Raw genomic sequence first — 26242 nt, 5'->3', positions numbered from 1 at the left:
TATCCCGCTTAGAAAAGAAGGTTAGAACCGCCTCTGAAGGAGGTTTTGCCTAAATGGATATATGCTTTTTCTGTAACCTCCCGTCCCCTGGGGGTTCGCTTAATAAAGCCTTCCTGTATCAGGAAAGGCTCATATACTTCTTCCAGGGTGCCCGCTTCCTCCCCAACTGCGGTAGCAATAGTGGTAATACCCACAGGACCTCCCTTGAAGTTTTCGATGATCACATTCAATATCCGGTTATCCATTTCATCCAGCCCGTATTCATCTACATTCAGTGCTTTCAGGCTCAACAGGGCTATTTCCATGTCTATTACTCCGGTGCCAATTACCTGGGCAAAGTCACGCACGCGGCGCAGCAACCCATTAGCAATACGGGGGGTACCCCGGGAACGCCTCGCTATTTCACTGGCAGCATCGGAAGTAATTTTCACATTCAGCAAGGAGGAGGCGCGCCAGATGATTTTTTGCAAGGTGGCAGCACTGTAGTACTCCAGCCTGGATTTAATGCCGAAACGCGATAACAATGGGGCGGTGAGCAACCCGGAACGGGTGGTGGCGCCTATCAGCGTAAACGGCTGCAGGTTAATTTGTATGGCACGGGCGCTGGGACCCGTATCAATCATAATATCGATGCGGTAGTCCTCCATGGCGGAATACAGGTATTCCTCCACTACGGTACTCAGGCGGTGTATTTCATCAATAAACAGCACGTCTTTATCTTCCAGGTTGGTGAGCAAACCCGCCAGGTCGCCAGGTTTTTCAATCACCGGTCCCGAAGTTTCCCGGATATTTACTCCCAGCTCATTGGCCACAATGCGCGACAACGTGGTTTTTCCCAAACCAGGAGGTCCGTGAAACAACACATGGTCGAGCGCTTCCCCACGCATTTTGGCCGCTTTAATAAAAATCTTCAGGTTCTCGATAATTTGATCCTGGCCCGAAAAATCCATGATTTCCCGCGGCCGGATACTATTCTCGAACTCTTTCTCAGCGGCGCTGAGCCTGTTCTCTTCTGGTCTTAAAGGCTGATTGGACATAATTGTATACCCTCAAAAATACGCAAATATTCAAAGGAAGAGGACCTCTTGGATATTCATCTTTTACTGATTATTTTTAATATTACTTAAATCCCATCCCCTCGTATGACAAAGTCCCTGTTTTTATTGCTTTTGTTGGCCCTGGTTTACACGATGCCTGTAGCTGCCCAAACCAAATTTAAGAGGGGTGATAGCTGGTTATATCAAATCCAATTTAGTGATACTGGTTTCCCCGGAGAAACTATACAGCGGGAAAAACTATACCGTATTGCGATTACCGGTATCCAGGCAAATGGTACGGTGCAGGCCAACGCCACCCTGGAGGGATATACTGCTACCGCAGGAAATATCCACTACAGCAGCGGTCAACCTGCTACTTATCCTCTTAGCCGCGATCTGATGTTCCCCATGCTGGCACTTTATCGGCCACTGTCGTTTACCCTGTATACAAACGATAGCGTTGGTCAACCGGTAAATACCTCTGCGTTGGCGAAAGCGGCGGCGAATAAAGTGGGACTGGAACCCCAATGGGAAGATGCCTATTCCGCCTGGCTGAAGAATGCAGCGATGGAAATAAACCACTTGTTTTCCCACTTTCCCGCCCAGGAAGTAGTAGGCTATCAATGGAATACCACGTACTGGAGTTACCGGGTAGACAGTGTCCGGAAAAATGACATCATGATCAGTGGCGCCGCAGACCGGGAAATGCCTGATAGCGTGAAAGGGCTGACGACTGTTTCGTATACACTTTCCCGTGACAACGGAAGCGTACTGACACTGACGGCTGTAGCCCGGCTGGGCCGCGGCGCCAATGCGCCACGGATGGTTACACAAGTGAAGCGGTTACCCGCTAATACAGCTGTGCCACCAGCGGATACCGCTTTTTACAATGTACTGGCCCGTATGGCCTACAGTAGCGAACTGCTGACGAAAAACAACGAACTGGATTCCGCCAAAGTGGTCAATTTCCTGGCAGTGAATCAGCCGAAGTATGGCAGGAATGCGACATTTAAGGTAGCCACGCTGAATTTACTGAACCGGGGGAGGAGCGAATTTATCTACGAGTTATACCGTAATTTGTTGAAAGAAACGACCACTGATCTAATCGCCAATACTCCCAGCCACTTGTTTAATAAACTTGGAGATGTGTTATGGAAAAATACTGATACAGCAGTAGCCCTGGTGAAGCTGTTATCCGCCAATCAGCATATGCTCGATTCCTGGCTGGATCAATCCTTTTCCCAGGGGCTGCGGAAACACCCTTCCCTTGACACTGCGGAGGCGTTAAAGACTTTCAGGGAGCGTGGTGTAAGCGAGAAAAGAATTGCTGAACTATTTGAAGAAGCAGAAAAAGCACCCGCTGCCAGCAGAGTACTCTTAGGCCGGCTGGTACAGGAAAAAGACAGTGTATTACGGACAGCGGTTCGGCCTATGTATCTATGGGACCAGGCGATGCATACAACAGACACGGCTACACTAAAAAATATTGCCGGTCAATTTGCGCAGATGGGCGCTGCCGAACTGACACTGGGCAAAGCTGCCCGCTACCAGTTGATGGTAGCAGGCATATTGAAAGAAGCACAGCTAACCGCCACCGCTGATCAATTGCTGGATAAAACATTGACCGACCTGGTGAAGAACCAGCAGGATACTGCTTTTTGGAGAACTCACCCGGAGTTAAAGGAGAAGAAAGATGCCAATAAGAACATCCTGGCGCATGCTTACTATCTTAAATACCAACAAACTGCAAAACAGGATAAAGATGCTGCCATGAATTACCTGGGCCTGGCGGCAGCCAACTCGCCGGGAAACAATAGGGAAAAGGCCTATGAAAGCTTTTATGATCGGGTATTCCTCGATTCGAAGGAGGATTACCGGGCCGAGTTTGCCGCCCAGCTAAATGCCCTGGGGAAGCCGCAGGAGGCCATGAAGGTATTATCCCGGCAACTGATAACGGAGCCAGGTATGGTGGATTCAGCCAGGTCTTTTTTTGACAACCATTTCCCAGGGAAATCCTTTGCTGGCTACTTCCGGGATGTATTACTGAAAGACTGGAAAGATGCCCCTGATTTTACACTCACGGGGATTAATAATGAACGCTATCACCTGTCAGACTACCGGGGAAAATGGTTGTTGCTCGACTTCTGGGGAACCTGGTGTTCTCCCTGCCGGGAAGATCTGCCACATCTGAATAAGCTGGCCATCGAAATTAACGAGGGTAAACACCCGGAGAATGCGATATTGGCCATTTCCTGCCATGAAACCCTGGAGACGGCGAGAGATTTCGTAAAGGCCAATGCATATGTGTTTGCTGCCGCCCATTCTGATAACCAGGTAGAAAAATTGTACCAGGTGGCTGGTTATCCGACCAAAGTATTAGTTTCGCCAGAGGGGAAGATGCTGGAATTGCAATTTGGGGCAGACTATGCCGCCATTTTAAAAGCCTACAGCGATATCTATTTCCAGAAAAATAAAGAAACCCCCGTTATCAAGGTTCACAACAAGCAAAAAGACTAAATCCTTTTATGAAGAAATCACTGTTATTATGCCTCATTGCCGGGAGTATGGCAATAGCCGGCCAGGCACAGGATATTAAAGAAAAAGAAGTAAGACGAATTATCTCCACATTGGCGGCCGACGATATGCAGGGCCGCTTCCCAGGAACACCCGGTATTGAAAAGGCGGCACAGTTTATCAGCAGCGAGTTTGCAAAGGCCGGATTACAACCATTGCCCGGCGAAAGCAGCTATCTGCAATCATTTGCCAAGTATAAAATGCATCCTACCAGTGTATCCCTTACCGTTGGTGGCGTGCCACAACGCTGGCCGGTGATTCCGATTGGAGCCGGCAGTAACTTCGACTGGGTAAAAGACGACAGTTATGCTGTGATGCATATAAATGATCCGCATGCCCTGATGAATATTTTAAAGAACCCGGGAAAGCTGGAGAAAAATACCCTGGTATGGATAGGCTCCGCATTGAGTGGTTACCTGGGTGGGCTTACCGGCAGTTTTTCCGAGCATAGTTATGATACCCGTGAACAACTGGATGCTGCTGCTGCAAAAGGTGCAACAGAGAAACAGGTTATACTGGTGTTCGAAGAGCAACCCGTAGCTGATACCGCCAGCTGGGAAATACATGTGAAAAGGGAAGTGGAGACACAACAGTTTGCGAATGTAGCCGGTATGATCAAAGGAAAAAGCAAACCTGATGAATATGTAGTATTTTCCGGTCACTACGACCACCTGGGCATTTTACCAACTGTGGCCGGCGATAGTATTGCCAATGGTGCAGATGATGACGCTTCCGGTACTACTGCCGTGATCATGCTTTCGAGGTATTTTCAACACCATCTTCCTGAGCGCTCCGTTATTTTTGTAGCGTTTACAGCGGAAGAATCAGGTGGTTATGGCTCTCGCTATTTTTCTGAGAAGCAGGACCCCAATAAGGTGGTAGCTATGTTTAATATTGAGATGATAGGTAAGGAGTCCAAATTTGGAAGAAACAGCGCTTTTATCACTGGTTTTGAACGCTCTGACTTTGGTCCTATCCTGCAACGTAACCTGAAAGGCTCCAGTTTTAATTTCCACCCGGATCCTTATCCTGAGCAGCAGCTGTTTTACCGCTCAGACAATGCCACATTGGCCAGGCAGGGCGTTCCGGCGCATACTATTTCTACCACCCAGATAGATAAAGATAAATACTATCATACCGTAGGTGATGAAGTAACGACGCTCGATACCAGGAATATTACGGATATTATTCAGGCGATTGCGATCAGTGCAGGTAGCATTGTAAATGGAACGGATACGCCTACACGAATTGAAAAGCTGGAAAAATAGCGTCAGCGCGCATCATATATTGATCCGATTAAGCGAGCTTAGTCGGATCATTCTTTTTTAATTAACGCCAAAGCTGTTCTTTTTCCCAAATTCTTTGTTAAATTTACCACATAATTTTCCCCAGTCATTAAAAACCATATCGATAATGAAAACCGGAATCCTACATTTCTGCGGTGCTGTTGGCATTGCAACCATCCTGCTATCTTCTTGTTCAAAGAATGATATGGCAGGACCGGATGGTCAACCACCCATCGACAACGCAAACGCTGCCACTGTCAACTACGAAATTTCGGCAGTAAATCCCACGTACACACTATCACCAGACGCTACCGGCCGCTTGTCTGCTATCACCGGCGATGCAGCCATGGCGAAAGCAGCTCCTGGTAGTTTCGACATCACCTGGGACACTGCAACAGCGCGTTTAAGAGAAATCCGCTTTGATGCAAGGCGCGGAAAAGATGAAGTGGAATTTAAATTGAAAACAGACAGACAGGTGGATCTCAAAAAAGTACCGGCTGTACTGGGAGCAATTAAAATTCCTACAGGCACTTACCAACAGGTGAAAGTGTACGCAAGAGTAGAAGGAGACAAGAATGATCCTGCAGTACGACTGATAGGATTCATTACCTGGGATGGCAAAAAGATCCCTATGGAAATCCTGCTCTCCGGAAAAATTGAACTGATGGCTCACGGAAAGGATGTTGTGGTAACAGATTCCAAGATCGACTGGAAAGGCTCGCTTAAGATTTCAATGGACCTGATTCTTACCAAGCTGCAGATTGGCGACTTTACCGGCTCATTCACCAACGGTAAGTTGAAGATCAGTGTAGATGTAAATGGCGACCTCCACAATAAGGTGGTAAATGCCCTGGAAAACAGCATGTCTGTAGAACACACGCACGACTGATTGCCGTAAATGAATTGCCCCCGGTCCTGATGATGAATGCCAGGACCGGGGGCTTTTTTATGGCGTATTTATTTCATCAACAGTTCTGTATATACAGCGAAGTGATCCGAAGCATACCTGCCCTCCCAGGTGGGAGAAATACTGGCATGTTTAAGAACTTGAAACTTTCCTTTCAGGAAGATGTAATCAATGGGCTGTGGCTCTCGCTCGGCCATCTGCCAGCCATTGAAGGTACCTATCGGACCAAAGTGAGACGTTTCGCTGATTGCCTTGCTATCTGTTAAATGCAACGGATCGTTCGGATCCATAATAATCTGGATGGGTTCATCAGATGGAATAGCATTGAAGTCGCCCGTAATAATAGCGGGAACATTACCGGCTATATGATGTACCTGTTGCAGTAAGAACTTAGCGCTTTCCCTGCGGGCAATTTTGCCCATATGATCAAAGTGGGTATTGAAGTGGAAGAAGAGCTTGTTAGTTTTCTTATCCTTGAATTTTCCCCAGGTAACAATACGGGTACAAGCGCCATCCCAGCCAATTTTTCCCGCTACAGTAGGTGTTTCAGATAACCAGAATGTTTCACTTTTCAGTAACAGTAAACGCGTAGTGTCGTAGAAGATAGCGGAATATTCTCCCCTGGTTTTACCATCATCCCGGCCTACACCAATGCTTTTGTACTGTGGCAGTTGTTGTTGCAGGTCCTGCATCTGGTCGTTCAGGGTTTCCTGAACACCTAATGTATGCGCTCCCAGGAATAATACTTCTGAAGCCACTTTATCCTTGCGGTGAGGCCATGCATTAAGCCCATCATCCGGGTTATTGTAGCGGATGTTGAAGGTCATTACTTTCAAGGGTACCTGTGCGGTTGCCATGCCAACTATCAGGCTGCAAACGCCAGACAGCAATAGTTTTCTCATACCAAATCGATTTAAACGCATAAAAATAGCATCTGTGCGGATAAATCCTAATGAATCGGTAACAATTTACTATTTCATCATCTCTGCACTGGGCCGGTAGCGAAGTTAATGTGTGTATTGATTGAGTTGTAAAATGATATCCGGATCAGGGCAGTTGGAGAGGTATTTTTCTTTCTCGCTGTAACGGCATACGCCGGGGTAGTCGCCTCGGAAGCCCTGCATATCTTCAATGACCTGGAAATGCAGGTGTGGCGGCCATCCACCATTTTCTGAAGGAGTGCCGAAATGTGCCAGCTGGTGACCGGCTGCAATAGGCATGTTTTCATATAACCCCTGTAAATTGGAAATGCTCAAATGCCCGTACAAGGTATAAAAGGTGTATCCATCAAGCTGGTGCTGCAAAATAATAGTAGCGCCATAATCTCCGAAATGATCATTAAACCGGAAACTATGTACATGCGCATTCAGCGGAACATACAACTGCGTGCCGGCTTCTCCCCATACATCCATACCCAGGTGAAGGCGCCGGGGTTCTTCGCCCGCATCGAAATGAGGACTCACCGCGTATATAGTCCGGTGTTCGGCATAGCCGCCAATGCCCAGACGGCAACCACTTTGCTCTAATGTGGTATCAATGTATTTGCTAAACCGGTTGATGTCCTGCAGGATGTTTTTGGTAAGCGTGGTGTTATTGGCAGTGAAATCCATTACCAGCAGGGGCTCAAGATCGCCCATCAGCGGAATAACCGGCTTGAAGGAGGACTGATACTTCTTTAATACCTCTTGTAACATATTTTTGCGTACTTGAAGTTCATCTAAATATAAATATTAATTTGTGTATTAAATAATCAATGCCCATTGCCGTTCCCTGTTTATATCCATTTATTTTCTGTACAGCTGCCGTTACATGCGGTTACGGAAACGTTGGGCATGTTTATCGGCTTCCGGTATTTCCTCTACCTGCGCAAGCAACGGGGCGACCAGGTAAATCAGCCAAATCGCCTTTGGGCCATTATCGGGGCTATTTTTGGCGCATTATTCGGGAGTCGCCTGTTGGGAGCACTGGAAAATCCACCGGGATTGCTTCAGACCGGTAACATCCTGTTATACATCTACCAAAGTAAAACTATTGTAGGCGGCTTGCTGGGCGGCCTGATAGGCGTGGAGCTGGTAAAGAAGATAATTGATGAACGTCAATCTACCGGCGACCTGTTTGTATATCCGCTTATTCTTGCCATGATCATAGGCCGGATAGGTTGCTTTTCCATGGGTATTTATGAAGAAACATATGGGATACCCACTTCTCTGCCCTGGGGCATGAAACTGGGCGATGGCATCTACCGGCACCCGGTATCTCTCTATGAAATTGTTTTCCTGCTGGTACTGTGGGCTTTCCTGTTAATGATTACCCGGAGATATACACTCGTCAGCGGCGCTACTTTTAAATTGTTTATGATAGGATACCTGTTATTCCGGCTGTTGCTCGATTTTATCAAACCTGGCTATCGCTACGCCTTCGGCCTGGGATCCATACAGCTGGCCTGTTTGGCGGGATTGCTCTATTATTTACCCAGTATTGTTTTCCCCTCACGACTAATTCAAAAGCAATATGCCTGAAAAAAATTATACCTATTACGATTTTACACTGAGTATCTGTAGCACTTGCCTGCGGCGGGTTGACGCTAAAGTGATATTTGAAGACGGGAAAGTTTTCATGATAAAACATTGTCCGCATCATGGGCGAGAAAAAGTGTTGATTGCAACAGATATTAACTACTACAAAAATACCCGCAACTATAACAAGCCGTCGGAAGCACCCTTAAAAACCAATACCCATACGCATTATGGGTGCCCATATGATTGCGGACTATGTCACGATCATGAGCAGCATTCCTGCCTGAGCGTAATAGAAGTAACCGACCGATGCAACCTTACCTGTCCTACCTGCTATGCCATGTCATCGCCTCATTATGGCCGGCACCGCACGCTGGAAGAGATAGAGCGGATGATTGATATCATCGTGGAAAATGAAGGGCAGCCGGACGTAGTGCAGTTGAGTGGAGGGGAGCCCACGCTGCATCCACAGTTTTTTGAGATATTAGATATCGCCAAACGTAAGCCTATCCGGCACCTGATGATTAATACCAATGGCGTACGCATTGCCAAAGACCTGGAATTTACCCGGAGACTGGCGACTTATATGCCCGATTTTGAAGTATATCTCCAGTTTGATTCCTTTAAACCGGCAGCGCTGGAACGTATGCGGGGGAAAGATCTGACGGAAGTGCGCCAGCAGGCACTGGCCAACCTGAACGCCGTTAACCTCAGTACAACGTTGGTGGTCACGTTGCAGAAAGGCGTAAACGACGACGAAATGGGAGCTATTATCGACTACGCCCTCAAACAGCCTTGTGTGCGTGGCGTTACCTTTCAGCCAGTACAGGTGGCAGGCCGTACGGACGATTTTGACCCAGCTACCGACCGGATCACGTTAACGGAAGTACGACAACAAATATTACAGCAGTCGCCTGTCTGGCATGCAAATGATATTATTCCCGTACCCTGCAACCCGGATGCATTGGCCATGGCCTATGCACTTAAAATAGATGGACAGGTATACCCGCTCACCCGGTATGTAGATCCTGCTGTATTACTCAATAATTCAAAGAATACGATTGTATACGAACAGGACGAACGGCTGCACCAACATGTGCTGAAAATATTCAGCACAGGGATTTCTACTGATGCGGCGGTAAACGATATGCAATCTTTGCTCTGTTGCCTGCCGCAGGTGCAGGCTCCCGGTCTCGACTATACGAATCTATTCCGCATTGTTATCATGCGCTTCCTGGATGCTTATGACTTTGATGTAAGGGCCATTAAAAAATCCTGTGTACATATTGTACACAAAGATGGACGCATCATTCCTTTTGAAACGATGAACCTTTTTTACAGGGATGATAAAGAGGAATACCTGAACACATTACAGGCAGAGCGGACTTTTACTCCACTCGTTTAATCAAATCTTTTACAGCATGAATAAAACATTCAAAGATTTGTTGATAGCTACGCTGATTCCGCTGGGGCTGATGTTGGTGATGTGTATTACAGGAGATGAAGGAATTCTCCTGGCAGGTATCGCTATGCTACTTTGTGCAGGAGCGTATGTTTTAATAGGGATTATTTGCCTGCTGTCAGCTAACACGCATTGGGGAAAAGTACTGATGCTGTCAGCTGGAATTATACTATTGGTGGGCTTTTCCACCTGTGGGCTAATTATGAATGGAATGAATTTTCATTGATACATATAAAAAACGGGCTGTTATGTTTTGCATAACAGCCCGTTTTCATTATACTGGCAGTGGTTTTACACCACTACGTTAATCATCTTGCCTTTTACGATAATCACCTTTTTAGGGGCTTTACCTTCCAGCCATTTCTGCACTACTTCGTTGGCCAGCACTTCTTTTTCGATATCCGGCACTGCGGCATCCAGCGGGAATCCCATTTCAGAGCGGGTTTTACCGTTGATGGCTACCGGGTAGTTGAAGGCGGTTTCTCTGGTATATTTTTCTTCATATACCGGGAAGATAGCATTCAGGATGCTTTCATTGTGTCCCATATACTGCCACAGTTCTTCGCAAAGGTGTGGCGCGTACGGTGTCAACAATACCAGCAACGGCTCCAGGATAGCGCGTTTATGACAGCGCAGCGTAGCAAGTTCATTTACGCAGATCATAAACTGGCTTACGGCGGTGTTATAAGAGAAACCGGCAGTATCGTGGTCTATCTTCTGGATAGTTTTATGCAAAATCTTCAATTCTTCCGGTGTTGGTGCCTGTTCATTTACCAGGATACCTTTTTGTTCGTCGGCAAATAAGCGCCACAGTTTTTTGAGGAAGCGGTGTACGCCTTCAATACCTTTGGTATCCCAGGGTTTGGACTGTTCTACAGGGCCGAGGAACATTTCGTACATGCGGAAGGTGTCGGCGCCATATTTTTCTACCAGGTCGTTGGGATTAACGGTATTGAATAAACGCTTACTCATTTTTTCCAGCTGTACGCCGCAGATGTATTTACCATCCTCCAGGACGAAGGTAGCATCAGCGAAGTCAGGTTTCCAGTGTTTAAATGCCTCTGTATCCAGTTCCACGCCGTCTACTATGTTTACATCCACATGGAGTTCATCGGTTTCGTATTGATCTTTTAATCCATGAGATACGTACTGGTGAGTGCCACGAACGCGGTATACCAGCCTGGAGCTTCCGCCAATCATACCCTGGTTGATCAGGGATTTAAAGGGCTCGTCGAAGCCGATATGGCCCAGGTCGTACAACACTTTGGTCCACATGCGGGAGTAGAGCAGGTGTCCTACGGCATGTTCGGTACCGCCTACGTATACATCTACCTGGTTCCAGTAGTCGGTAGCTTTACGGTCGGCAAAGGTATGGCTGTTATGAGGATCCATGTAGCGCAGGAAGTACCAACTACTGCCGGCATAGCCAGGCATGGTGTTGGTTTCGCGTTTTATGCCGGGCGCTACATTCACCCAGTCGGTGATATTGGCCAGGGGGCCTTCGCCTTCTTCGCCAGGTGTATAGTTTTCCACATGAGGCAGTTCCAGCGGGAGGTCTTTTTCGTCCATCGCATAGGGAATACCGTCTTTATACACAATTGGGAATGGCTCACCCCAGTAGCGCTGGCGGCTGAAGCCTGCGTCGCGCATTTTGTAGTTGATCTGGCGTTTGCCGATGCCCATTTCCTCAAGTTTGGCGATCACCACGTCCATGGCGGGTCTCATGTCCATGCCATCTAGGAAGCCACTGTTTTGCAGTTTGGCATCCTTGGTTGGATTGGCTTCCTGGCCGTTGAAGGCATCGCCGATGATATTGGTGATGGGGATATTGAAATGTTTGGCAAAGCCATAGTCGCGCTGGTCGCCACAAGGCACGGCCATGATGGCGCCGGTACCGTAGCCTGCCAGTACGTATTCTGCAATCCACACTGGTATTTCGCGGCCATCAAACGGATTAATGGCATAAGCGCCGGTAAAGCAGCCGGTAATTTGTTTGACATCGGCCATACGTTCCCGCTCGGAGCGACTTTGCACGTATTCGAGGTATTTATCGATAGCGGCTTTTTGCTCCGGGGTGGTGATCAGGGATACCAGGTCGTGTTCTGGCGCCACTACCATGAAGTCTACGCCGAAAATGGTATCGGGGCGGGTGGTATATACTTCTACGTGTTCGCTGGAGTTTTTCAGGGCAAATTTTATTTCTGCGCCCTGGCTTTTCCCGATCCAGTTACGTTGCATTTCTTTCATGGCATCGCTGAAGGCTACCGTTTCCAGGCCTTCCAGCAGGCGGTTGGCGTAATCGGTGATGCGCAGGAACCATTGGCTCATCTTCTTCTTGATCACCGGGTAACCTCCACGTTCGCTCACGCCGTTTACCACTTCATCGTTGGCCAGTACAGTTCCCAGGGCCGGGCACCAGTTTACCTCGGCATGAGCCAGGTAGGCCAGGCGATATTGCATTAATATGTCCCGTTGCTCTTTTTCGCTGTAATTTTTCCAGTCGCTGGCGGTAAACTGGATGCTGCGATCGCCCGGGCAAATATGCCCTGCATTGCCTGCCTGCTCAAAAATGGCGGTCAAGGTGCTGATAGGCTCCGCCTTCTGGCTGCTGCGGTTATACCAGCTTTCGAAGATCTGCAGGAAGATCCATTGGGTCCATTTATAATAAGAAGGGTCGCTGGTAGTTACCTGGCGGTTCCAGTCGTAGCAAAAGCCAATATTATCAAGCTGTTCACGGAAAGCTTTGATATTTTGCTCGGTAGTGACTGCGGGGTGTTGACCGGTTTCCAGGGCATATTGTTCGGTTGGCAGCCCAAAAGCGTCATAACCCATGGCATGGAGCACATTGTAGCCTTTTAGCCTTTTATAACGTGCATAGATGTCTGTAGCAATGTAACCCAGGGGGTGTCCTACGTGAAGACCAGCCCCGGAGGGGTAGGGGAACATGTCCAGTACGTAACATTTGGGCTTTGGACTGTCATTGCTCACACGGTAAGCATGCGATTGCTCCCATTGTTGCTGCCATTTTTTTTCGATTGCCCTGAAATTGTATTCCATATCGGTTGCAGATGGACCTTTATCAGTGGATATGACAATACATCCGATGATAAAGGCGTTATCATTTATAGTTTAAAAATTTTTAATAATGCCGGTTCAGCAAAATAATGTTAAATTCATTAATACACCAATGTCAATCCCCAACATCTGTATATATTGCCATTCTAATGCCCGGATATGGTGTATTCCCTGAACGGGTTGGCAAAATTAAACACATAACTATTAATTTTTATTATTTTCGCCGATAAACTGCAGATTAATGGCGCAATCCGGGAAATCATCAGCAAAGAAGTCGAAACCATCCTACCTGTATTCCATCATTGGGGTGGCACTGGTATTGTTTTTATTGGGCACACTGGGTCTGGTGGTAATACATGCTAATAAGCTAAGCAAGTATTTTAAGGAAAGCATTGAGGTACAGGTGATCCTCCGGGACAATGTAAAAGAAAACCAGGCGCTGGCCCTCCGCGACTCTATGGCGCATAAGCCGTATGTAAAGTCCATCGAGTACGTGTCGAAAGATATGGCCGCCCAGCGGTTCAAAAAGGACTTTGGGGAAGACTTTATCACCCTGTTACAATACAATCCGCTTTACAGCAGCATCAATATCAAGGCTAACGCTAACTATGTTAACAATGACAGCCTGAAGATTATTGAAAATAACCTTTCCCAGCAGAGCATTGTGAGGGAAATTTCCTATCAGCGCATGCTGGTAAGCAAATTGAACGAAAATGTGAACCGGATAGGATTGATTATACTGATCATTAGCGGGTTATTATGCCTGGTGGTAATTTTCCTGATAGATAATACCATCCGCCTGGCCATGTTCAGTAACCGCTTCCTGATTAAAACCATGCAAATGGTGGGGGCTACCCGTTGGTTCATTGCCAAGCCGTTCGACCTGCGTAGTATTGCCAATGGTGCTATCAGCGCTGCTATTGCCATTGCAGGTCTGGTGGGTATCATGTCTTTTGCAGATAAATTACTGCCTGAACTGGCCGGATTAAGAGACAACCTGATGATTGCCCTGCTTTTTGTAGGCATGATCCTGATCGGTATCTGTATTTCCCTGGTGAGCACCCATCGCTCTGTGATGAAGTACCTGCGACTGAAACTGGATGATCTGTATTAAATAATTGCTTTAACTGAAGATATAACACACACACCAAATATTATGGCTAAAACAAGCATAAACCCAGGTTCCAAAAAGGATGTACAGGCCAAGGAAGACGCATTGGCCAACAGCTACCCTATTTTACCCAAAGAAAACTACAAATTTATGCTGGCTGGTATTGTTGTCATCGTACTGGGTTTTCTCCTGATGATGGGAGGCGATTCCAACGATCCCAACTCCTTTAAACCAGAACAGGTATATAGCTTCCAGCGTATTACCCTGGCGCCTATCGTGATTGTGCTGGGTTTGTTGGTAGAGGTATATGCCATTATGCGTCGTCCTAAGACCAACGCATAGTGTATGCCCGTAAAAGTATTCTTACAGCGATGATTGCTCATCGCTTTTTTTTTAACTTTTAACCATATTAAATCGATGAATGTTTTACAGGCTATCATTATTGCCATTGTAGAAGGATTGACTGAGTTTCTCCCTATTTCCTCCACTGGTCATATGATCATTGTGAGTTCATTACTGGGAATAAGCAAGGACGAATTTACCAAGCTGTTTGAAGTAGTGATCCAATTGGGCGCTATCCTGGCAGTAGTGGTATTTTACTGGAGAAAGTTCCTGGTGTTTGACAAAAACCGGTTTAACTTCTATTTCAAGTTGATCGTAGCCGTTATCCCCGCGCTGATCTTAGGATTCTTATTCAGCAAAAAAATAGACGCCATGCTGGAAAGCCCGCTGACAGTGGGTATTACTCTCTTTGTAGGCGGTATCATATTACTTTTTGTAGATAACTGGTTTAAAGAGCCTACCATCGAGTCTGAGGAAAAGATCAATATTTTTACGGCCCTTCGCATCGGGTTTTACCAGTGCCTGGCCCTGATCCCCGGTACCAGCCGCAGTGCGGCGTCTATTGTTGGAGGGATGCAGCAAAAATTATCGCGCAGTGTAGCCGCAGAATTCTCCTTTTTCCTGGCAGTGCCTACCATGGCGGCGGCTACAGGATATAAACTCCTGAAAGGAAAAGAGCTGCTGATGGCGCATCCTGAAAATCTGAAGCTCCTGCTGATAGGCAACGTGGTAGCTTTTGTAGTAGCCCTGGGTGCTATCAAATTCTTTATTGGTGCAGTAAAGAAATACGGATTTAAAATGTGGGGTTATTACCGGATTTTGATCGGGCTGGTTATTATCGCCGCTATCCTGATGGGGTATTCTCTCGAGGTATAACTTTTTATTGACTGCTTTATGCCGACATCCGGCATAAAGCAGTCAATCTTATTCTCCTATCCTTTCACCGCCAGCAGCAGTTCCAGGTCGGTATATTTCAATTTGAATTTCTCGCTCAAATGGTAATTGGTTAATGCCCCTTTATACAGATAAATACCATTACGCACGCCCCGCTTAATCCACACCAGGTTCTCAAATCCGCCATCATCGGCAGCTTCTACCAGTAACGGCATCAGTACGTTGCTGATAGCTTCAGAGGCCGTGCGGGCAAACCCGGAAGGAATATTGGGTACACAGTAATGCACCACATCATATTTTTTGAACACGGGACTTTCGTGGGTGGTGATTTCAGAGGTTTCGAAGCAACCGCCCCGGTCTATGCTCACATCCACGATTACGGAACCGGCTTTCATGTTGCTTACCATCGATTCGCTTACTACCACGGGAGTACGGCCGCTTTGGGACGACAGGGCGCCTACTGCTACGTCGGCATTCCGCAATTGCTCTGCCAGTACTTTGGGCTGGATAACGGAGGTGAATACCCGTACGCCGATGTTGTTTTGCAACCTTTTCAGCTTATAGATATTGTTGTCGAATACTTTTACGGAAGATCCCAGGGCCAGCGCGGTACGGGCTGCAAATTCGCCTACAATACCGGCGCCTATGATCACCACCTTGGTAGGTGGGATACCCGTAACGCCTCCCAGCAGGATGCCCTTGCCTTTGTTATCGTTGCTCAGGTATTGCCCGGCAATCAGCATACAGGCCCCGCCTGCAATTTCACTCATGGCCCGTACAATAGGGTAAGTGCCGGCATCATCTTTCAGGTTTTCAAAAGATAACAGGGTGATACGCTTATCCATCATTTTCTGTACCTGTAACGCTTTCAGGGCTGCCAGGTGAATAGGGGAAATAACGATCTGATGAGCGTGCAGGAGTTCTATTTCTTCATCGTTCAGGGGAGCCGATTTTACGATAATTTCCGCTTTAAAGACTTCTTTTTTATCGTATACTATTTCTGCCCCGGCTTCGGAGTAGTCAGTATCATAATAGTGCGATCCATCGCCCGCTTTGTGTTCTACCACGATGTGGTGTCCATGTGCCGCTAAAATGCTGACTGCATCGGGCGTAAGGGCAATCCGGTTCTCCTGGAAAGACGTCTCTTTGGGAATACCTATAAACAAACGGGAATTTTTCTGCGGAATGTCCAGCGTTTCCTCGAGTGGTGAATAGGTAAATCCAGCACTTACTACAGGTTTTTGCCTCTGCTCCATATGCGGTGTTCAGTTTTTATAAATCGAAGTATTCAAAGATACATCATTTGAGAGAGGAAGCGATTTCACGCAGCACCCTTTTTTGGTCGGGCTGCACTTCCAATTGCAGATGTATGGTACCAGGGGGTAAAAGAGGGGATACCACTTCGGGCCATTCCACGAAGCAGATAGCATCCTGGTAAAGGGTATCCTCCACACCGGCGCTGATGGCGTCATCTTCGTCCCGGAGCCGGTACAGGTCCAGGTGGAAGATACGCCGGGGTTGGCCTCCGGCATCTGTATAGCCATATTCGTTGATAATGGAGAAAGTGGGGCTGGCGGTGGCGTCTTCTACGCCTTTGGCTGTGCATAAAGCCTTTACCAGTGTGGTTTTACCCGCTCCCATGGGGCCGTCTAATGTAAATACCTGTTTGTCAGCAAAATATTCCCAGAATTGTTGGGCGGTGGCTGGTAGTTGGTCGAGCGTAAATGTCCATTGCATGCACGAATTTACATAAATAACCCCAAAATGCTGCTTCGTTGCATTAATACCTGCTCATCAGTAAGGGAAAGGTAAATCGGCCACCATGGCGTAAATTGCCTGTTCAAATGACTCCTCGTTGCATTAATATTTTCCCGCTTTATTGACTCAGCCAATAACTTTGTAAACAGGAGGAAGATCTCAGATGACACCAGTAAGTTGCAAGGTAGAAGGGATGCATTGCACCAGTTGTGCACTCAGCGTTTCCAAATACCTGGAAAAAAAGGGGATGCAGGATGTAAATGTTAGTTTCGCTACAGAAGAAGTGAGCTTTACAGCCCCGTCGGGAGCCGATTCTAAAGAGGCGCTGGAAGGCATTGCCCAGATGGGTTACCGCGTGGTATTGCCGGAAGACAAGCCTGCCGAACGGAAATTTTATACTACCCTCACATTCAAATTCATTTTTTGCGCCATATTTACGCTACCCCTATTATTACATATGTGGGTGAGCTGGCCCTGGTTGCATCAGCCCTGGGTACAATTTGGGCTTACCCTGCCGGTATATTTCACCGGGATGTGGCATTTTGGAAAGAGCGCGGTCAGGTCCCTGATCAACCGTATGGCCAATATGGACGTGCTGGTAACACTGGGCGCCACCGCTGCCTTTGTATATAGTTTTGTGGGCACCGTGGTATATGGCAACCCCGACTATATGTTTTATGAAACTACTGCCGCTATCATCACCCTGGTATTCCTGGGTAACATGCTGGAAGAGCGATCTGTAAAACAAACTACCACGGCCATTTCAGAGCTGGCCCGTATGCAAATCACCACTGCAAGGCTTATTAACACGGATCATGGACACGAACATATCCATGAAGTAGATAACCGCACGCTCCGTACAGGTGATTGTGTACTGGTAAATACGGGCGACAAAATACCCATGGATGGCACCATCTACTGGGGCAGCGGGCATATCAATGAATCAATGATTACCGGCGAAAGTACCCCTGTCAGTAAAAAAGAAAAGGATAAAGTAATAGGCGGTACTATATTGGAAGATGGCAGCATCAAGGTATATATCACCGCCACAGGCAAGGATACGGTGTTATCTTACATTATAGAGCTGGTAAGACAAGCCCAGGCCGATAAACCGCCTATGCAAAAACTGGCTGACCGCATCAGCGCTATATTCGTTCCACTGGTGCTCAGTATTGCCGTGATTACGTTCGCAGGCTGGTATTTCATCGGACATACCACCCTGGCCACGGCCATGATGCGCAGCGTTGCCGTGCTGGTGATTGCGTGTCCCTGTGCCATGGGCCTGGCTACCCCGGCAGCCGTAATGGTAGGCCTGGGACGTGCTGCCCGCAATGGTATCCTCATTAAAGGCGGACATACCCTGGAAATGTTTAAAGATATCAGGCAGGTGGTATTCGATAAAACGGGTACTCTTACTACCGGTAAGCTGGAGCTCAGCGCCTGCCAGTTTTTTAATATGTCGGAAGATGAGTTTAAACAGGTGGTATATAGCCTGGAGAAATATTCCTCGCACCCGATTGCCCGGTCTATCGCCACACTTTGGAAAACCGCCGGGGAACTGCCTTTACAACAGGTAAGAGAGCATAAAGGATTAGGGATGCGTGCCAGCGATAAAACCGGTAATCAATGGGAACTCGGTTCTTTCCGTCTGGCCGGTAATGCCACCACCGATGACAGTCATAACTTATATCTCTTAAAGAATGGCCAGCTGGCCGGATGGATTGACTTCAGTGATGAAATCAGGCCGGAAGCAGCTGCCGTGATTACTCAGTTAAAGCAGGCAGGTATTGAGCCGATCCTGCTGAGTGGAGATACTACCCGCAAATGCCGGGAGCTGGGCGAAAAACTGGGTATTACAGCCATCTATGCGGAACAATCGCCGGAGCAAAAACTGCAAATGGTGGACACGCTCATGAAAACAGCACCTACCGCCATGGTGGGCGATGGGATCAACGATGCGCCGGCACTGGCTAAAGCCACCATTGGTATTTCATTGAGCGATGCTACACAAGTAGCTATGCAAAGCGCCAATGTAGTGCTGCTCAATAATCATCTCGGATCCTTGCCGCTGGCGCTGGGACTGGGAAAACATACTTATCTCACGATTAAACAGAACCTCTTCTGGGCGTTTATCTATAACGTAGTTGCCATACCAGTAGCTGCCCTTGGATTCCTGAATCCTATTGTGGGAGCGGGTATTATGGGATTGTCTGATGTAGTGCTGGCGGTTAATTCTATAAGGTTGCGATATAAGAAAGTGTTTTAGAAAAGCAGAAAGCCGAAGGCATAAAGCTATTGAAGCGAATGATCTTAGCGAATAGTTAAAATACGCTTTGGTCATTCGCTTCAATAGCTTTATGCTTTCTGCTTTATACGCTATCTTCGCAATAACCATTAAATTTTTCCTTGAGTACACCCGTAGCTATATTGCAACAATACTGGGGATACCAGCAGTTTCGCCCGTTACAGGAAGATATTGTCAATGCCATATTAAAGGGCCAGGATACGCTGGCACTGCTGCCTACCGGAGGGGGAAAGTCTATCTGTTTCCAGGTGCCGGCTATGATGAAGCCAGGTTTGTGCCTGGTTATTACGCCGCTCATTGCCTTGATGAAAGACCAGGTGGTGAATCTAAAAAGGAGAGGTATTACAGCCTATTCCATTTATTCCGGTATGCAATATAAGGAGGTAGAGAGGGTACTGGAAGCCGCCCGCCGCGGTGGATGCAAGTTTTTATATGTATCTCCGGAAAGATTACAAAGCAAACTTTTTCAAACCTACTGCGATGGACTACCGGTAAATATGATAGCGGTAGATGAAGCACATTGCATTTCACAATGGGGATACGATTTCCGGCCAGCTTACCTGGAAATTGCCGAAATCCGGAGTTTCTTTCCAAACACGCCGGTGCTGGCACTTACGGCTTCTGCCACGCCTAAAGTGCAAACGGATATCTGTGACAAGCTGCTAATGAAAGACGCCCAGGTATTCACCAAAAGCTTTGCCAGGGCCAATCTTTCTTACAGCGTGCTAGAGGAAGCTACCAAAATTGATAAGATAAAATACCTGCTCGAACGCGTGCCCGGCTGTGGTATTGTGTATTGCCGCAATCGCAAAAAAACAAAAGAGATCGCCTCCCTGCTGGCATTACAGGGTATCCCAGCCAGTTACTATCATGCCGGGTTGCCCCAGGCAGAACGTGCCGCCAGGCAGGAAGCCTGGATCAATAATGAAACCCGTATCATGGTATGTACCAATGCCTTTGGGATGGGGATCGATAAACCAGATGTACGCATCGTGGTACACTATGATATGCCCGACAGCCTGGAAGCCTACTACCAGGAAGCCGGACGGGCAGGGCGCGATGAACAAAAAGCCTACGCAGTATTGCTTTATAATGAAGATGAACTGGCAGACATGCTGGAACGCATAGCCATGCAGTTTCCTACGCTGGAACAAATTCGCGAAGTGTACCAGGCCATCGTCAACTATTTACAAGTGCCTATAGGCAGCGCAGAAGGCATGTACTTTGATTTTGATATCAATGACTTTGCCCGTGTTTTTCAGCTAAACCTTACCATGGCCTATAGCGCCGTACGCCTGCTGGAACAGGAAGGGGTGCTGCAGTTAAGCGAAAGTGTATTCTTGCCCTCCCGGGCAGAATTTGTTACCGACAAAGCATCGCTGTACGAGTTTGAAAATGCGTATCCTGCATTGGAAGAAATTATTAAAACGCTGCTGCGCACTTATGAAGGAATCTTCGATAACGCCGTACCTGTTTATGAAAGGCAGATAGGTCGTATTATGCTCATGGAAGATGATGATATTGCTGCCCAACTGCAACAACTGCACAACTATGGCGTATTGCGTTATCAGCCGCGCCGGGATCAGCCACAGCTCTGCTTCCTGCATGAACGCGCTTCGGCGCAATACCTGCGTGTTAATATGGCCAGGGTAGAGGTGCGTAAAAAAGTGTATGCCGACAGGCTCGACGCAATGTTTGCGTACGCCCGGAACCGTGATACCTGTCGCACACAGCAGCTGGTGGCCTATTTCGGAGAAAATGAGTGTGCTCCCTGCGGCGTATGTGATATTTGTTTGAAAAAAAAATCAAAACCGCTGGATGCCGCAGCATTTAAACGTATATCCGATACCGTTATCAACTATTTAAAAGCAGAACCGCTGTTGTTTATCGCATTACAAGAAAAAATGCAGGATGTGGGAAGAAATGACCTGATGGAGGTATTGCAATTCCTAAATGAAGAGGGGCTCGTGTTCCGCGATGAAGCAGGTAGGCTTTCAGCTCTCAGGTAGCTGAGAACTGAAAGCACGAAAATTAGAGGGTAATTACTTTTCCTTCCTTGCTGCTCTCAAAGGCAGCTTCTATTACCCTGATTACTTTAATAGCATCTTGGGGTGGCACTGGGTTGGCGGCTTTATTGACCAGGGCTTCGTATACGCCCTGGTAATAGTCCATGTAATTGCCGTTACCACCAGGAATATATTTCTTTACGACATTACCATCAATTTCGGTATGTAATAAACCCCATTCGTGTGGCGCCTCTGCTCCCCAGTCGGGACTATTGGGGAAAAGGCCTCTTTGCAGCTGGGCTTCCTGTATGTCGGACTTGGTTTTGATAAAGGAGCCAATACGTCCGTGTATCTGGTAAGCCGGCAGTGCTTCCCTCACGAGGTAACTGCATTTTACGCGGGCGCGCAGCTGATCATAATAAAGCACCAATTCAAAATAATCATCTACAATCGAGTCCCTGCGGATAACCCGGATATCCGCCCATACTGCTTTAGGCATGCCAAACAGTGTAATGGCCTGGTCGATCAGGTGAGAGCCCAGGTCGTACAGGGAGCCGGTACCGGGACCGCCCACTTCTTTATGTTTTTTGTAGCTGAGTTCTTCTTTGAAACGGTCGTAATGTATTTCTGCTTCAAGGATGTCGCCCAATTGACCGGATTGCACTATTTGTTTAACAACTTTGTAATCGCTGTCGTAGCGGCGATTGTGGTACACGCTGAGCAGCAGTCCTTTTGATGCCGCGAGGGCTGCCAGCTCTTCGCCTTCTTTGGCGTGTACGGTGAAAGGCTTTTCTACTACTACGTTCTTCCCTGCCTCCAGGGCGGCTTTTACATAATCGTAGTGCGTGTAGTTGGGTGTGTTTACTACAATCAATTCCAGGTCTTTGTCAGCCAGCATTTCTTCCACGCTCGTATATACCTTTACGTTAGGATACCGTTGCTGGGCCAGGTGCTTGCTTCTTTCTACAACCGCTGTAAATTCGAATCCCGGATTTACGTGGAGGAAGGGGGCATGAAATATTTGCCCGGACATGCCGTACGAGCACACGCCCGTCTTGATAATTCTAGTCATACTTTAAATATATTGATGTAAGCAGGCAGCGAAGTGCTGCCGGTTGCATAATTAAAACCAACTTTTACTTTTACTACTCCGTCCACCCAGACCCAGCGCGCCCAATAGGCTACGTGTAATAACGCTGGCGGCTGTACGTCCTACCTGTCTGGCGGCAGAGCTTTCCAGTACCTGTTCAATAAATCCTTTTTCTTCTTTTTGTTTACCACTGGTTGCTTTAGGCGCTTCCTGGGCAGCGGTTTTGTCGGCCGCTTCCTGTAGTTTGGCTGTAAGGATTTCGTAGGCGCTTTCGCTGTCAATTTCTTCGCTGTACTTTTTTACCAGCTTGGAATTGTCCGCAATGGCATCGACTTCCGCCGTTGTTAAAACATCCATCCTGGACCTTGGAGAAACCAGCATGGTAGCAGCGAGCGGGGTAGGTACCCCTTTTTCATTCAGGCAGGTAACCAGCGCTTCACCAATTCCTATCTGCGTTAACAGCTCGTCTGTTTTATAGAAGTCCGATAACGGATAGTTCTCGGCGGTTTGCTTAATGGTTTTCCGGTCGTTGGCCGTAAACGCACGCAGGGCGTGTTGAACTTTCAGCCCCAGCTGTCCCAGTACAGAAGGAGGTACGTCCATCGGGTTTTGGGTACAGAAGAAAATGCCTACTCCTTTTGAGCGGATCAATTTTATGATAGTATCTATTTGTTTCAATAACGCATCGCTGGCTTCGTTGAAAATGAGATGCGCTTCGTCGATAAACATGACCAGCTTGGGTTTATCAAGGTCGCCTTCTTCCGGGAGGGTGGCATATAACTCTGCCAGCAGGCTAAGCATAAAGGTGGAAAAGAGTTTAGGCCTGTCTTGTATATCGCTTACACGCAGGATGGACACCATGCCCCGGCCATCGTCGCTCACGCGCATCAGGTCATCTACTTCGAAGGATTTTTCTCCGAAGAATAAACCGGCGCCCTGTTGTTCCAGCTCTATCACTTTACGTAAAACGGTGCCGGTAGAAGTGGTAGATATTTTACCATAATCTTTTTCCAGGTCTGCCTTGCCTTCATCGCTGGCGTATTGCAGTACTTTTTTAAAGTCCTTTAAATCGAGTAAGGGAAGCTTGTTATCATCGCAATACTTGAACAGCATAGCTACAAGGCCTGCTTGCGTATCGTTCAGCTCCAGTATTTTTGACAGGAGAACAGGGCCAAATTCACTGACAGTAGCGCGAAGGTGCACGCCTTTCTCCTGGCTGAGCGATAATAATTCTGCCGGGTAAGCTGCAGGGCTCCAGCTGCCACCTATTTTCTGATACCGTTCTGCTATTTTAGGATTACTGGTGCCGGCAGCGGCAATACCACTCAAATCCCCTTTAATGTCCATTAAGAGTACAGGAACACTGGCATCGCTCAGTCCCTCTGCAATTACCTGCAGGGTTTTGGTTTTACCGGTGCCTGTAGCTCCTGCTATGAGGCCGTGCCGGTTAAGGGTACTCAGAGGGAGCAATACATCTGCTCCCGCAACTACTTCGCCGTTCAACATGGCACAACCTAATTTGAAATGCTCGCCTTTGAAGGTATAGCCGTTTTTGATATAGTCCAGAAATGCGTCCTGATTGGCCATGACTTAGTTTTTTTTATGAAGATAATAAAAAGCATTAACCGTTTAAGTACCAATTTACTGTCTATGAGTATATCGTTTTTCGTTCTATATTTATTGATAATCGATAAAATTATTTTGTTTATCGATACAGATCGCATACTTTTGAGTTCAATAAAATAACTACAAATGAAAATTGCTACCTATTTGCTGTTACTTAAAATTGCAGTGCTTATTTCTGCCTTGCTGACTATTGGAATTATTGGAATGAATATCTACATGTACTTTTTTGAGTTGGGAACTCAAGTAGGAGCTGGGCCATGGGCTTATGCACAAATTATTGTGTTCGAACATATTACACTGGCGTTACTTTACCTGGTGATCGCTTTTTGTTCATTTAAGCTATTAGTAGGAACAGCAGATCGCGAGCTCATTTCCCGGAAAAATTTGACTTTGGTAAAAGGAATTCTTTGGACGTTATTGGCATTATTACTGACAAAAATAGCTTTCGCGTGGTTCATTGGAAATAGCATCATGATTCCGGCAGGAAGCAGATTATACTTCCGTGTAGTAGGCATTCTAGGATCGACCTGGGAACTGCTGATGGCATTCATTGTTATTTTTATCTTAGCTGTTGTTTTCGAAAAGGCCGTGCGCTTGAAAGAAGAAGAGGCGCTTACTATTTAATTGTTGTTATGGGAATAATTGTAAACCTGGATGTAATGTTGGCTAAAAGAAAAATGTCGCTCACAGAATTGAGTGTACAGGTAGGCATTACGATGGCTAATCTGAGTATATTGAAGAGTGGCAAGGCCAAAGCTATCCGCTTTTCTACGCTGGAAGCCATCTGCCGGGTATTGGATTGTCAGCCGGGAGATATCCTGGAATATAGGGAATAACGCTTCCAGCGTCAACAAAATAAAAAATCTGCTGTTTAGCAGCAGATTTTTTAAATATGAAAAATGTACAGATCGCTTTAAAGGTCTTCTTCTCTTTCCAGCATTAAGATAGCGCCCTGTGGTACTATATAATACGTTTCCTCTTCATATACCACTGCGGTAGAGCCACTAAGCAGGAAGATCGCCAGGTCGCCTTCTTTTACCTGTAAAGGGATATATTTTACTTTTTCTTCTTCCGGTTTCCATGCTTCATCTACATCAGCAGGAGTAGGTATAGCATACCCCGGACCGGTTTTGATAACATAGCCCCGTTGTACTTTTTCTTTTTCCTGTACCCCCGGAGGGAGGTACAAGCCGCTGCTGGTGCGTTCGTGGGGAGTAGCTGGCTTTATGAGCACGCGGTCGCCCACCACAATCAGTTTTTTCAATTTATTATCCGTTGTTATGTGTATAGCCATACCATAGCATTATCAAAAATGATGCAGCAGCGGGGATGGTGACAGAGTGACAGTAATCAGAGGCTGCTTAGCTTAAATGTTTCGCCTACCCTGATGCCTTTTTCCGTCCGCTGTAGCACGCAACACTCATTCACCGGATCATGCTCGAAAAACAAGATGTATTCATTATCTACCGCCTCTTGCAGAAAGGTTTTCTTTTCATGAATCGTCCTCAACGGGAACATGTCGTAAGACATGACATAAGGAATGGGAATATGCGCCGTAGAAGGCAGTAAATCCGCCATGTATATAATGGTTTTACCCTTGTATTGAATTTGTGGAAGCATCATAGCATCGGTATGCCCGCTTACAAAACGGATAGAGATATTGTCAGCAAATGAAATGCCTTCAGTGTGGGCAATGAACCGGAGCTGGCCACTTTCTTTGATGGGCAGGATATTTTCTTTCAGGAAAGATGCCTTTTCCCGGTCGTTCGGATGCGTAGCCCAATTCCAGTGCCCCTCATTACTCCAGTATACGGCGTTTTTAAAGGCAGGCACCAGGGCTTCGCCCTGGCGGACAATGCTTCCACCGCAATGGTCAAAATGTAAGTGTGTAAGGAATACGTCGGTGATATCATCGCGATGGAAGCCGTGTGCAGCCAGCGATTTATCCAGCGTAGCATCGCCATGGGGCTGATAATGGCTGAAGAATTTGGCGTCCTGTTTGTCGCCCAGGCCGTTATCAATCAAGATAAGCCGGTTGCCATCTTCAATCAACAGGCAACGCAGCGCCCAGGTACACAGGTTGTTTTCATCGGCAGGATTCAGTTTGTTCCAGATACTTTTAGGCACTACGCCGAACATGGCGCCGCCATCCAGCTTAAAGAATCCCGTATCTATGGTGTATAATTTCATAAAATTGTTATTTGGATATTTGGTACCAGAAAGTTACCCATTTCTGCAACCAAATATCCAAAT

23 protein-coding genes are annotated in these 26242 nt (G+C 47.0%); 13 read left to right on the top strand and 10 right to left on the bottom strand.

What is annotated here, in order from left to right:
- Positions 1 to 8: 8 nt before the first annotated feature.
- Positions 9 to 1037, bottom strand: a complete 1029-nt coding sequence (gene ruvB, locus FHW36_RS00520) for a Holliday junction branch migration DNA helicase RuvB (RefSeq protein WP_145660558.1) — start codon at positions 1035 to 1037, stop codon at positions 9 to 11.
- 105 nt (positions 1038 to 1142) lie between these two features.
- Between ruvB and FHW36_RS00515 the strand changes: the two genes are divergently transcribed.
- From FHW36_RS00515 to FHW36_RS00505, 3 genes are all read left to right on the top strand, one after another.
- Positions 1143 to 3554 carry a TlpA family protein disulfide reductase gene (locus tag FHW36_RS00515; protein WP_145660555.1) on the top strand — a complete coding sequence of 804 codons (2412 nt, stop codon included), beginning with the start codon at positions 1143 to 1145 and terminating at the stop codon, positions 3552 to 3554.
- 8 nt (positions 3555 to 3562) lie between these two features.
- Complete coding sequence (locus tag FHW36_RS00510) at positions 3563 to 4879, top strand: M28 family metallopeptidase (RefSeq protein WP_145660549.1); 1317 nt, start codon at positions 3563 to 3565, stop codon at positions 4877 to 4879.
- Between the two features lie 145 nt (positions 4880 to 5024).
- Positions 5025 to 5786 (top strand): hypothetical protein, encoded by a 762-nt coding sequence (locus tag FHW36_RS00505; RefSeq protein ID WP_145660547.1) that lies wholly within the window; start codon positions 5025 to 5027, stop codon positions 5784 to 5786.
- Positions 5787 to 5854: 68 nt separating this feature from the next.
- Here the strand turns inward: FHW36_RS00505 and FHW36_RS00500 are convergent, their stop codons facing one another.
- Complete coding sequence (locus FHW36_RS00500) at positions 5855 to 6706, bottom strand: endonuclease/exonuclease/phosphatase family protein (RefSeq protein WP_186452258.1); 852 nt, start codon at positions 6704 to 6706, stop codon at positions 5855 to 5857.
- Between the two features lie 105 nt (positions 6707 to 6811).
- Positions 6812 to 7498 carry a peptidoglycan DD-metalloendopeptidase family protein gene (locus FHW36_RS00495; RefSeq protein ID WP_145660541.1) on the bottom strand — a complete coding sequence of 229 codons (687 nt, stop codon included), beginning with the start codon at positions 7496 to 7498 and terminating at the stop codon, positions 6812 to 6814.
- A gap of 66 nt (positions 7499 to 7564) precedes the next feature.
- On the opposite strand from FHW36_RS00495, the gene FHW36_RS00490 reads away from it, so the two are divergent.
- Genes FHW36_RS00490 through FHW36_RS00480 form a run of 3 tightly spaced genes read left to right on the top strand, consistent with a single transcriptional unit; the run spans position 7565 to position 10008 of the window.
- Positions 7565 to 8323, top strand: coding sequence for a prolipoprotein diacylglyceryl transferase (locus FHW36_RS00490; RefSeq protein ID WP_145660538.1), 759 nt, complete (start codon positions 7565 to 7567; stop codon positions 8321 to 8323).
- Positions 8316 to 9725, top strand: coding sequence for a radical SAM protein (locus FHW36_RS00485; protein WP_145660535.1), 1410 nt, complete (start codon positions 8316 to 8318; stop codon positions 9723 to 9725). Before FHW36_RS00490 ends, FHW36_RS00485 begins: the two co-directional genes overlap by 8 nt.
- 16 nt (positions 9726 to 9741) lie before the next feature.
- Positions 9742 to 10008 carry a hypothetical protein gene (locus FHW36_RS00480; RefSeq protein ID WP_145660532.1) on the top strand — a complete coding sequence of 89 codons (267 nt, stop codon included), beginning with the start codon at positions 9742 to 9744 and terminating at the stop codon, positions 10006 to 10008.
- A 65-nt stretch (positions 10009 to 10073) separates the two neighbouring features.
- On the opposite strand, the gene leuS is transcribed toward FHW36_RS00480, so the two are convergent.
- Positions 10074 to 12839, bottom strand: coding sequence for a leucine--tRNA ligase (leuS, locus tag FHW36_RS00475; RefSeq protein ID WP_145660529.1), 2766 nt, complete (start codon positions 12837 to 12839; stop codon positions 10074 to 10076).
- A 259-nt stretch (positions 12840 to 13098) separates the two neighbouring features.
- On the opposite strand from leuS, the gene FHW36_RS00470 reads away from it, so the two are divergent.
- The 3 genes from FHW36_RS00470 to FHW36_RS00460 all read left to right on the top strand — a co-directional run bounded on the left by FHW36_RS00470 (position 13099) and on the right by FHW36_RS00460 (position 15186).
- Positions 13099 to 13971 carry a cell division protein FtsX gene (locus FHW36_RS00470; protein ID WP_145660526.1) on the top strand — a complete coding sequence of 291 codons (873 nt, stop codon included), beginning with the start codon at positions 13099 to 13101 and terminating at the stop codon, positions 13969 to 13971.
- A gap of 42 nt (positions 13972 to 14013) precedes the next feature.
- The gene (locus FHW36_RS00465) at positions 14014 to 14310 is read left to right on the top strand and encodes a DUF3098 domain-containing protein (protein ID WP_145660522.1); all 297 of its coding nucleotides are present in this window, start codon (positions 14014 to 14016) and stop codon (positions 14308 to 14310) included.
- Positions 14311 to 14385: 75 nt separating this feature from the next.
- Entirely contained in the window at positions 14386 to 15186 is an 801-nt protein-coding gene (locus FHW36_RS00460) for an undecaprenyl-diphosphate phosphatase (RefSeq protein ID WP_145660519.1), read from the top strand.
- Between the two features lie 56 nt (positions 15187 to 15242).
- Here FHW36_RS00460 and FHW36_RS00455 read toward each other — a convergent pair whose 3' ends face one another.
- The gene (locus FHW36_RS00455; RefSeq protein WP_145660516.1) at positions 15243 to 16460 is read right to left on the bottom strand and encodes an alanine dehydrogenase; all 1218 of its coding nucleotides are present in this window, start codon (positions 16458 to 16460) and stop codon (positions 15243 to 15245) included.
- 43 nt (positions 16461 to 16503) lie between these two features.
- Positions 16504 to 16941, bottom strand: coding sequence for a tRNA (adenosine(37)-N6)-threonylcarbamoyltransferase complex ATPase subunit type 1 TsaE (gene tsaE, locus FHW36_RS00450; protein WP_145660512.1), 438 nt, complete (start codon positions 16939 to 16941; stop codon positions 16504 to 16506).
- A 184-nt stretch (positions 16942 to 17125) separates the two neighbouring features.
- Here tsaE and FHW36_RS00445 point away from each other — a divergent pair, with 184 nt between their 5' ends.
- Together FHW36_RS00445 and FHW36_RS00440 are read left to right on the top strand one after the other, a co-directional pair.
- On the top strand, positions 17126 to 19228 hold the full coding sequence (locus FHW36_RS00445) for a heavy metal translocating P-type ATPase (RefSeq protein WP_145660509.1): 2103 nt from the start codon (positions 17126 to 17128) through the stop codon (positions 19226 to 19228).
- 140 nt (positions 19229 to 19368) lie between these two features.
- Positions 19369 to 21276: a RecQ family ATP-dependent DNA helicase gene (locus tag FHW36_RS00440; protein ID WP_145660506.1), complete on the top strand. Its 1908-nt coding sequence runs from the start codon at positions 19369 to 19371 to the stop codon at positions 21274 to 21276.
- A 22-nt stretch (positions 21277 to 21298) separates the two neighbouring features.
- Here FHW36_RS00440 and FHW36_RS00435 read toward each other — a convergent pair whose 3' ends face one another.
- Together FHW36_RS00435 and FHW36_RS00430 are read right to left on the bottom strand one after the other, a co-directional pair.
- Positions 21299 to 22345, bottom strand: coding sequence for a Gfo/Idh/MocA family oxidoreductase (locus FHW36_RS00435; RefSeq protein ID WP_145660503.1), 1047 nt, complete (start codon positions 22343 to 22345; stop codon positions 21299 to 21301).
- A gap of 51 nt (positions 22346 to 22396) precedes the next feature.
- Positions 22397 to 23950 carry a helicase HerA-like domain-containing protein gene (locus FHW36_RS00430; protein ID WP_145660500.1) on the bottom strand — a complete coding sequence of 518 codons (1554 nt, stop codon included), beginning with the start codon at positions 23948 to 23950 and terminating at the stop codon, positions 22397 to 22399.
- A gap of 165 nt (positions 23951 to 24115) precedes the next feature.
- On the opposite strand from FHW36_RS00430, the gene FHW36_RS00425 reads away from it, so the two are divergent.
- Together FHW36_RS00425 and FHW36_RS00420 are read left to right on the top strand one after the other, a co-directional pair.
- Positions 24116 to 24613 (top strand): DUF2975 domain-containing protein, encoded by a 498-nt coding sequence (locus FHW36_RS00425; protein ID WP_145660497.1) that lies wholly within the window; start codon positions 24116 to 24118, stop codon positions 24611 to 24613.
- 8 nt (positions 24614 to 24621) lie between these two features.
- Positions 24622 to 24825 (top strand): helix-turn-helix domain-containing protein, encoded by a 204-nt coding sequence (locus FHW36_RS00420; protein ID WP_145660494.1) that lies wholly within the window; start codon positions 24622 to 24624, stop codon positions 24823 to 24825.
- Between the two features lie 77 nt (positions 24826 to 24902).
- Here FHW36_RS00420 and FHW36_RS00415 read toward each other — a convergent pair whose 3' ends face one another.
- Together FHW36_RS00415 and FHW36_RS00410 are read right to left on the bottom strand one after the other, a co-directional pair.
- Complete coding sequence (locus tag FHW36_RS00415) at positions 24903 to 25283, bottom strand: co-chaperone GroES (RefSeq protein ID WP_211092464.1); 381 nt, start codon at positions 25281 to 25283, stop codon at positions 24903 to 24905.
- A gap of 56 nt (positions 25284 to 25339) precedes the next feature.
- Positions 25340 to 26179, bottom strand: a complete 840-nt coding sequence (locus tag FHW36_RS00410; protein ID WP_145660491.1) for an MBL fold metallo-hydrolase — start codon at positions 26177 to 26179, stop codon at positions 25340 to 25342.
- Positions 26180 to 26242 lie beyond the last annotated feature (63 nt).

The organism is Chitinophaga polysaccharea, from assembly GCF_007829335.1.
In the GTDB taxonomy this organism is placed as follows: Bacteria; Bacteroidota; Bacteroidia; order Chitinophagales; family Chitinophagaceae; genus Chitinophaga; species Chitinophaga polysaccharea_B.
This window is presented reverse-complemented; position numbering and strand designations above follow the sequence as displayed.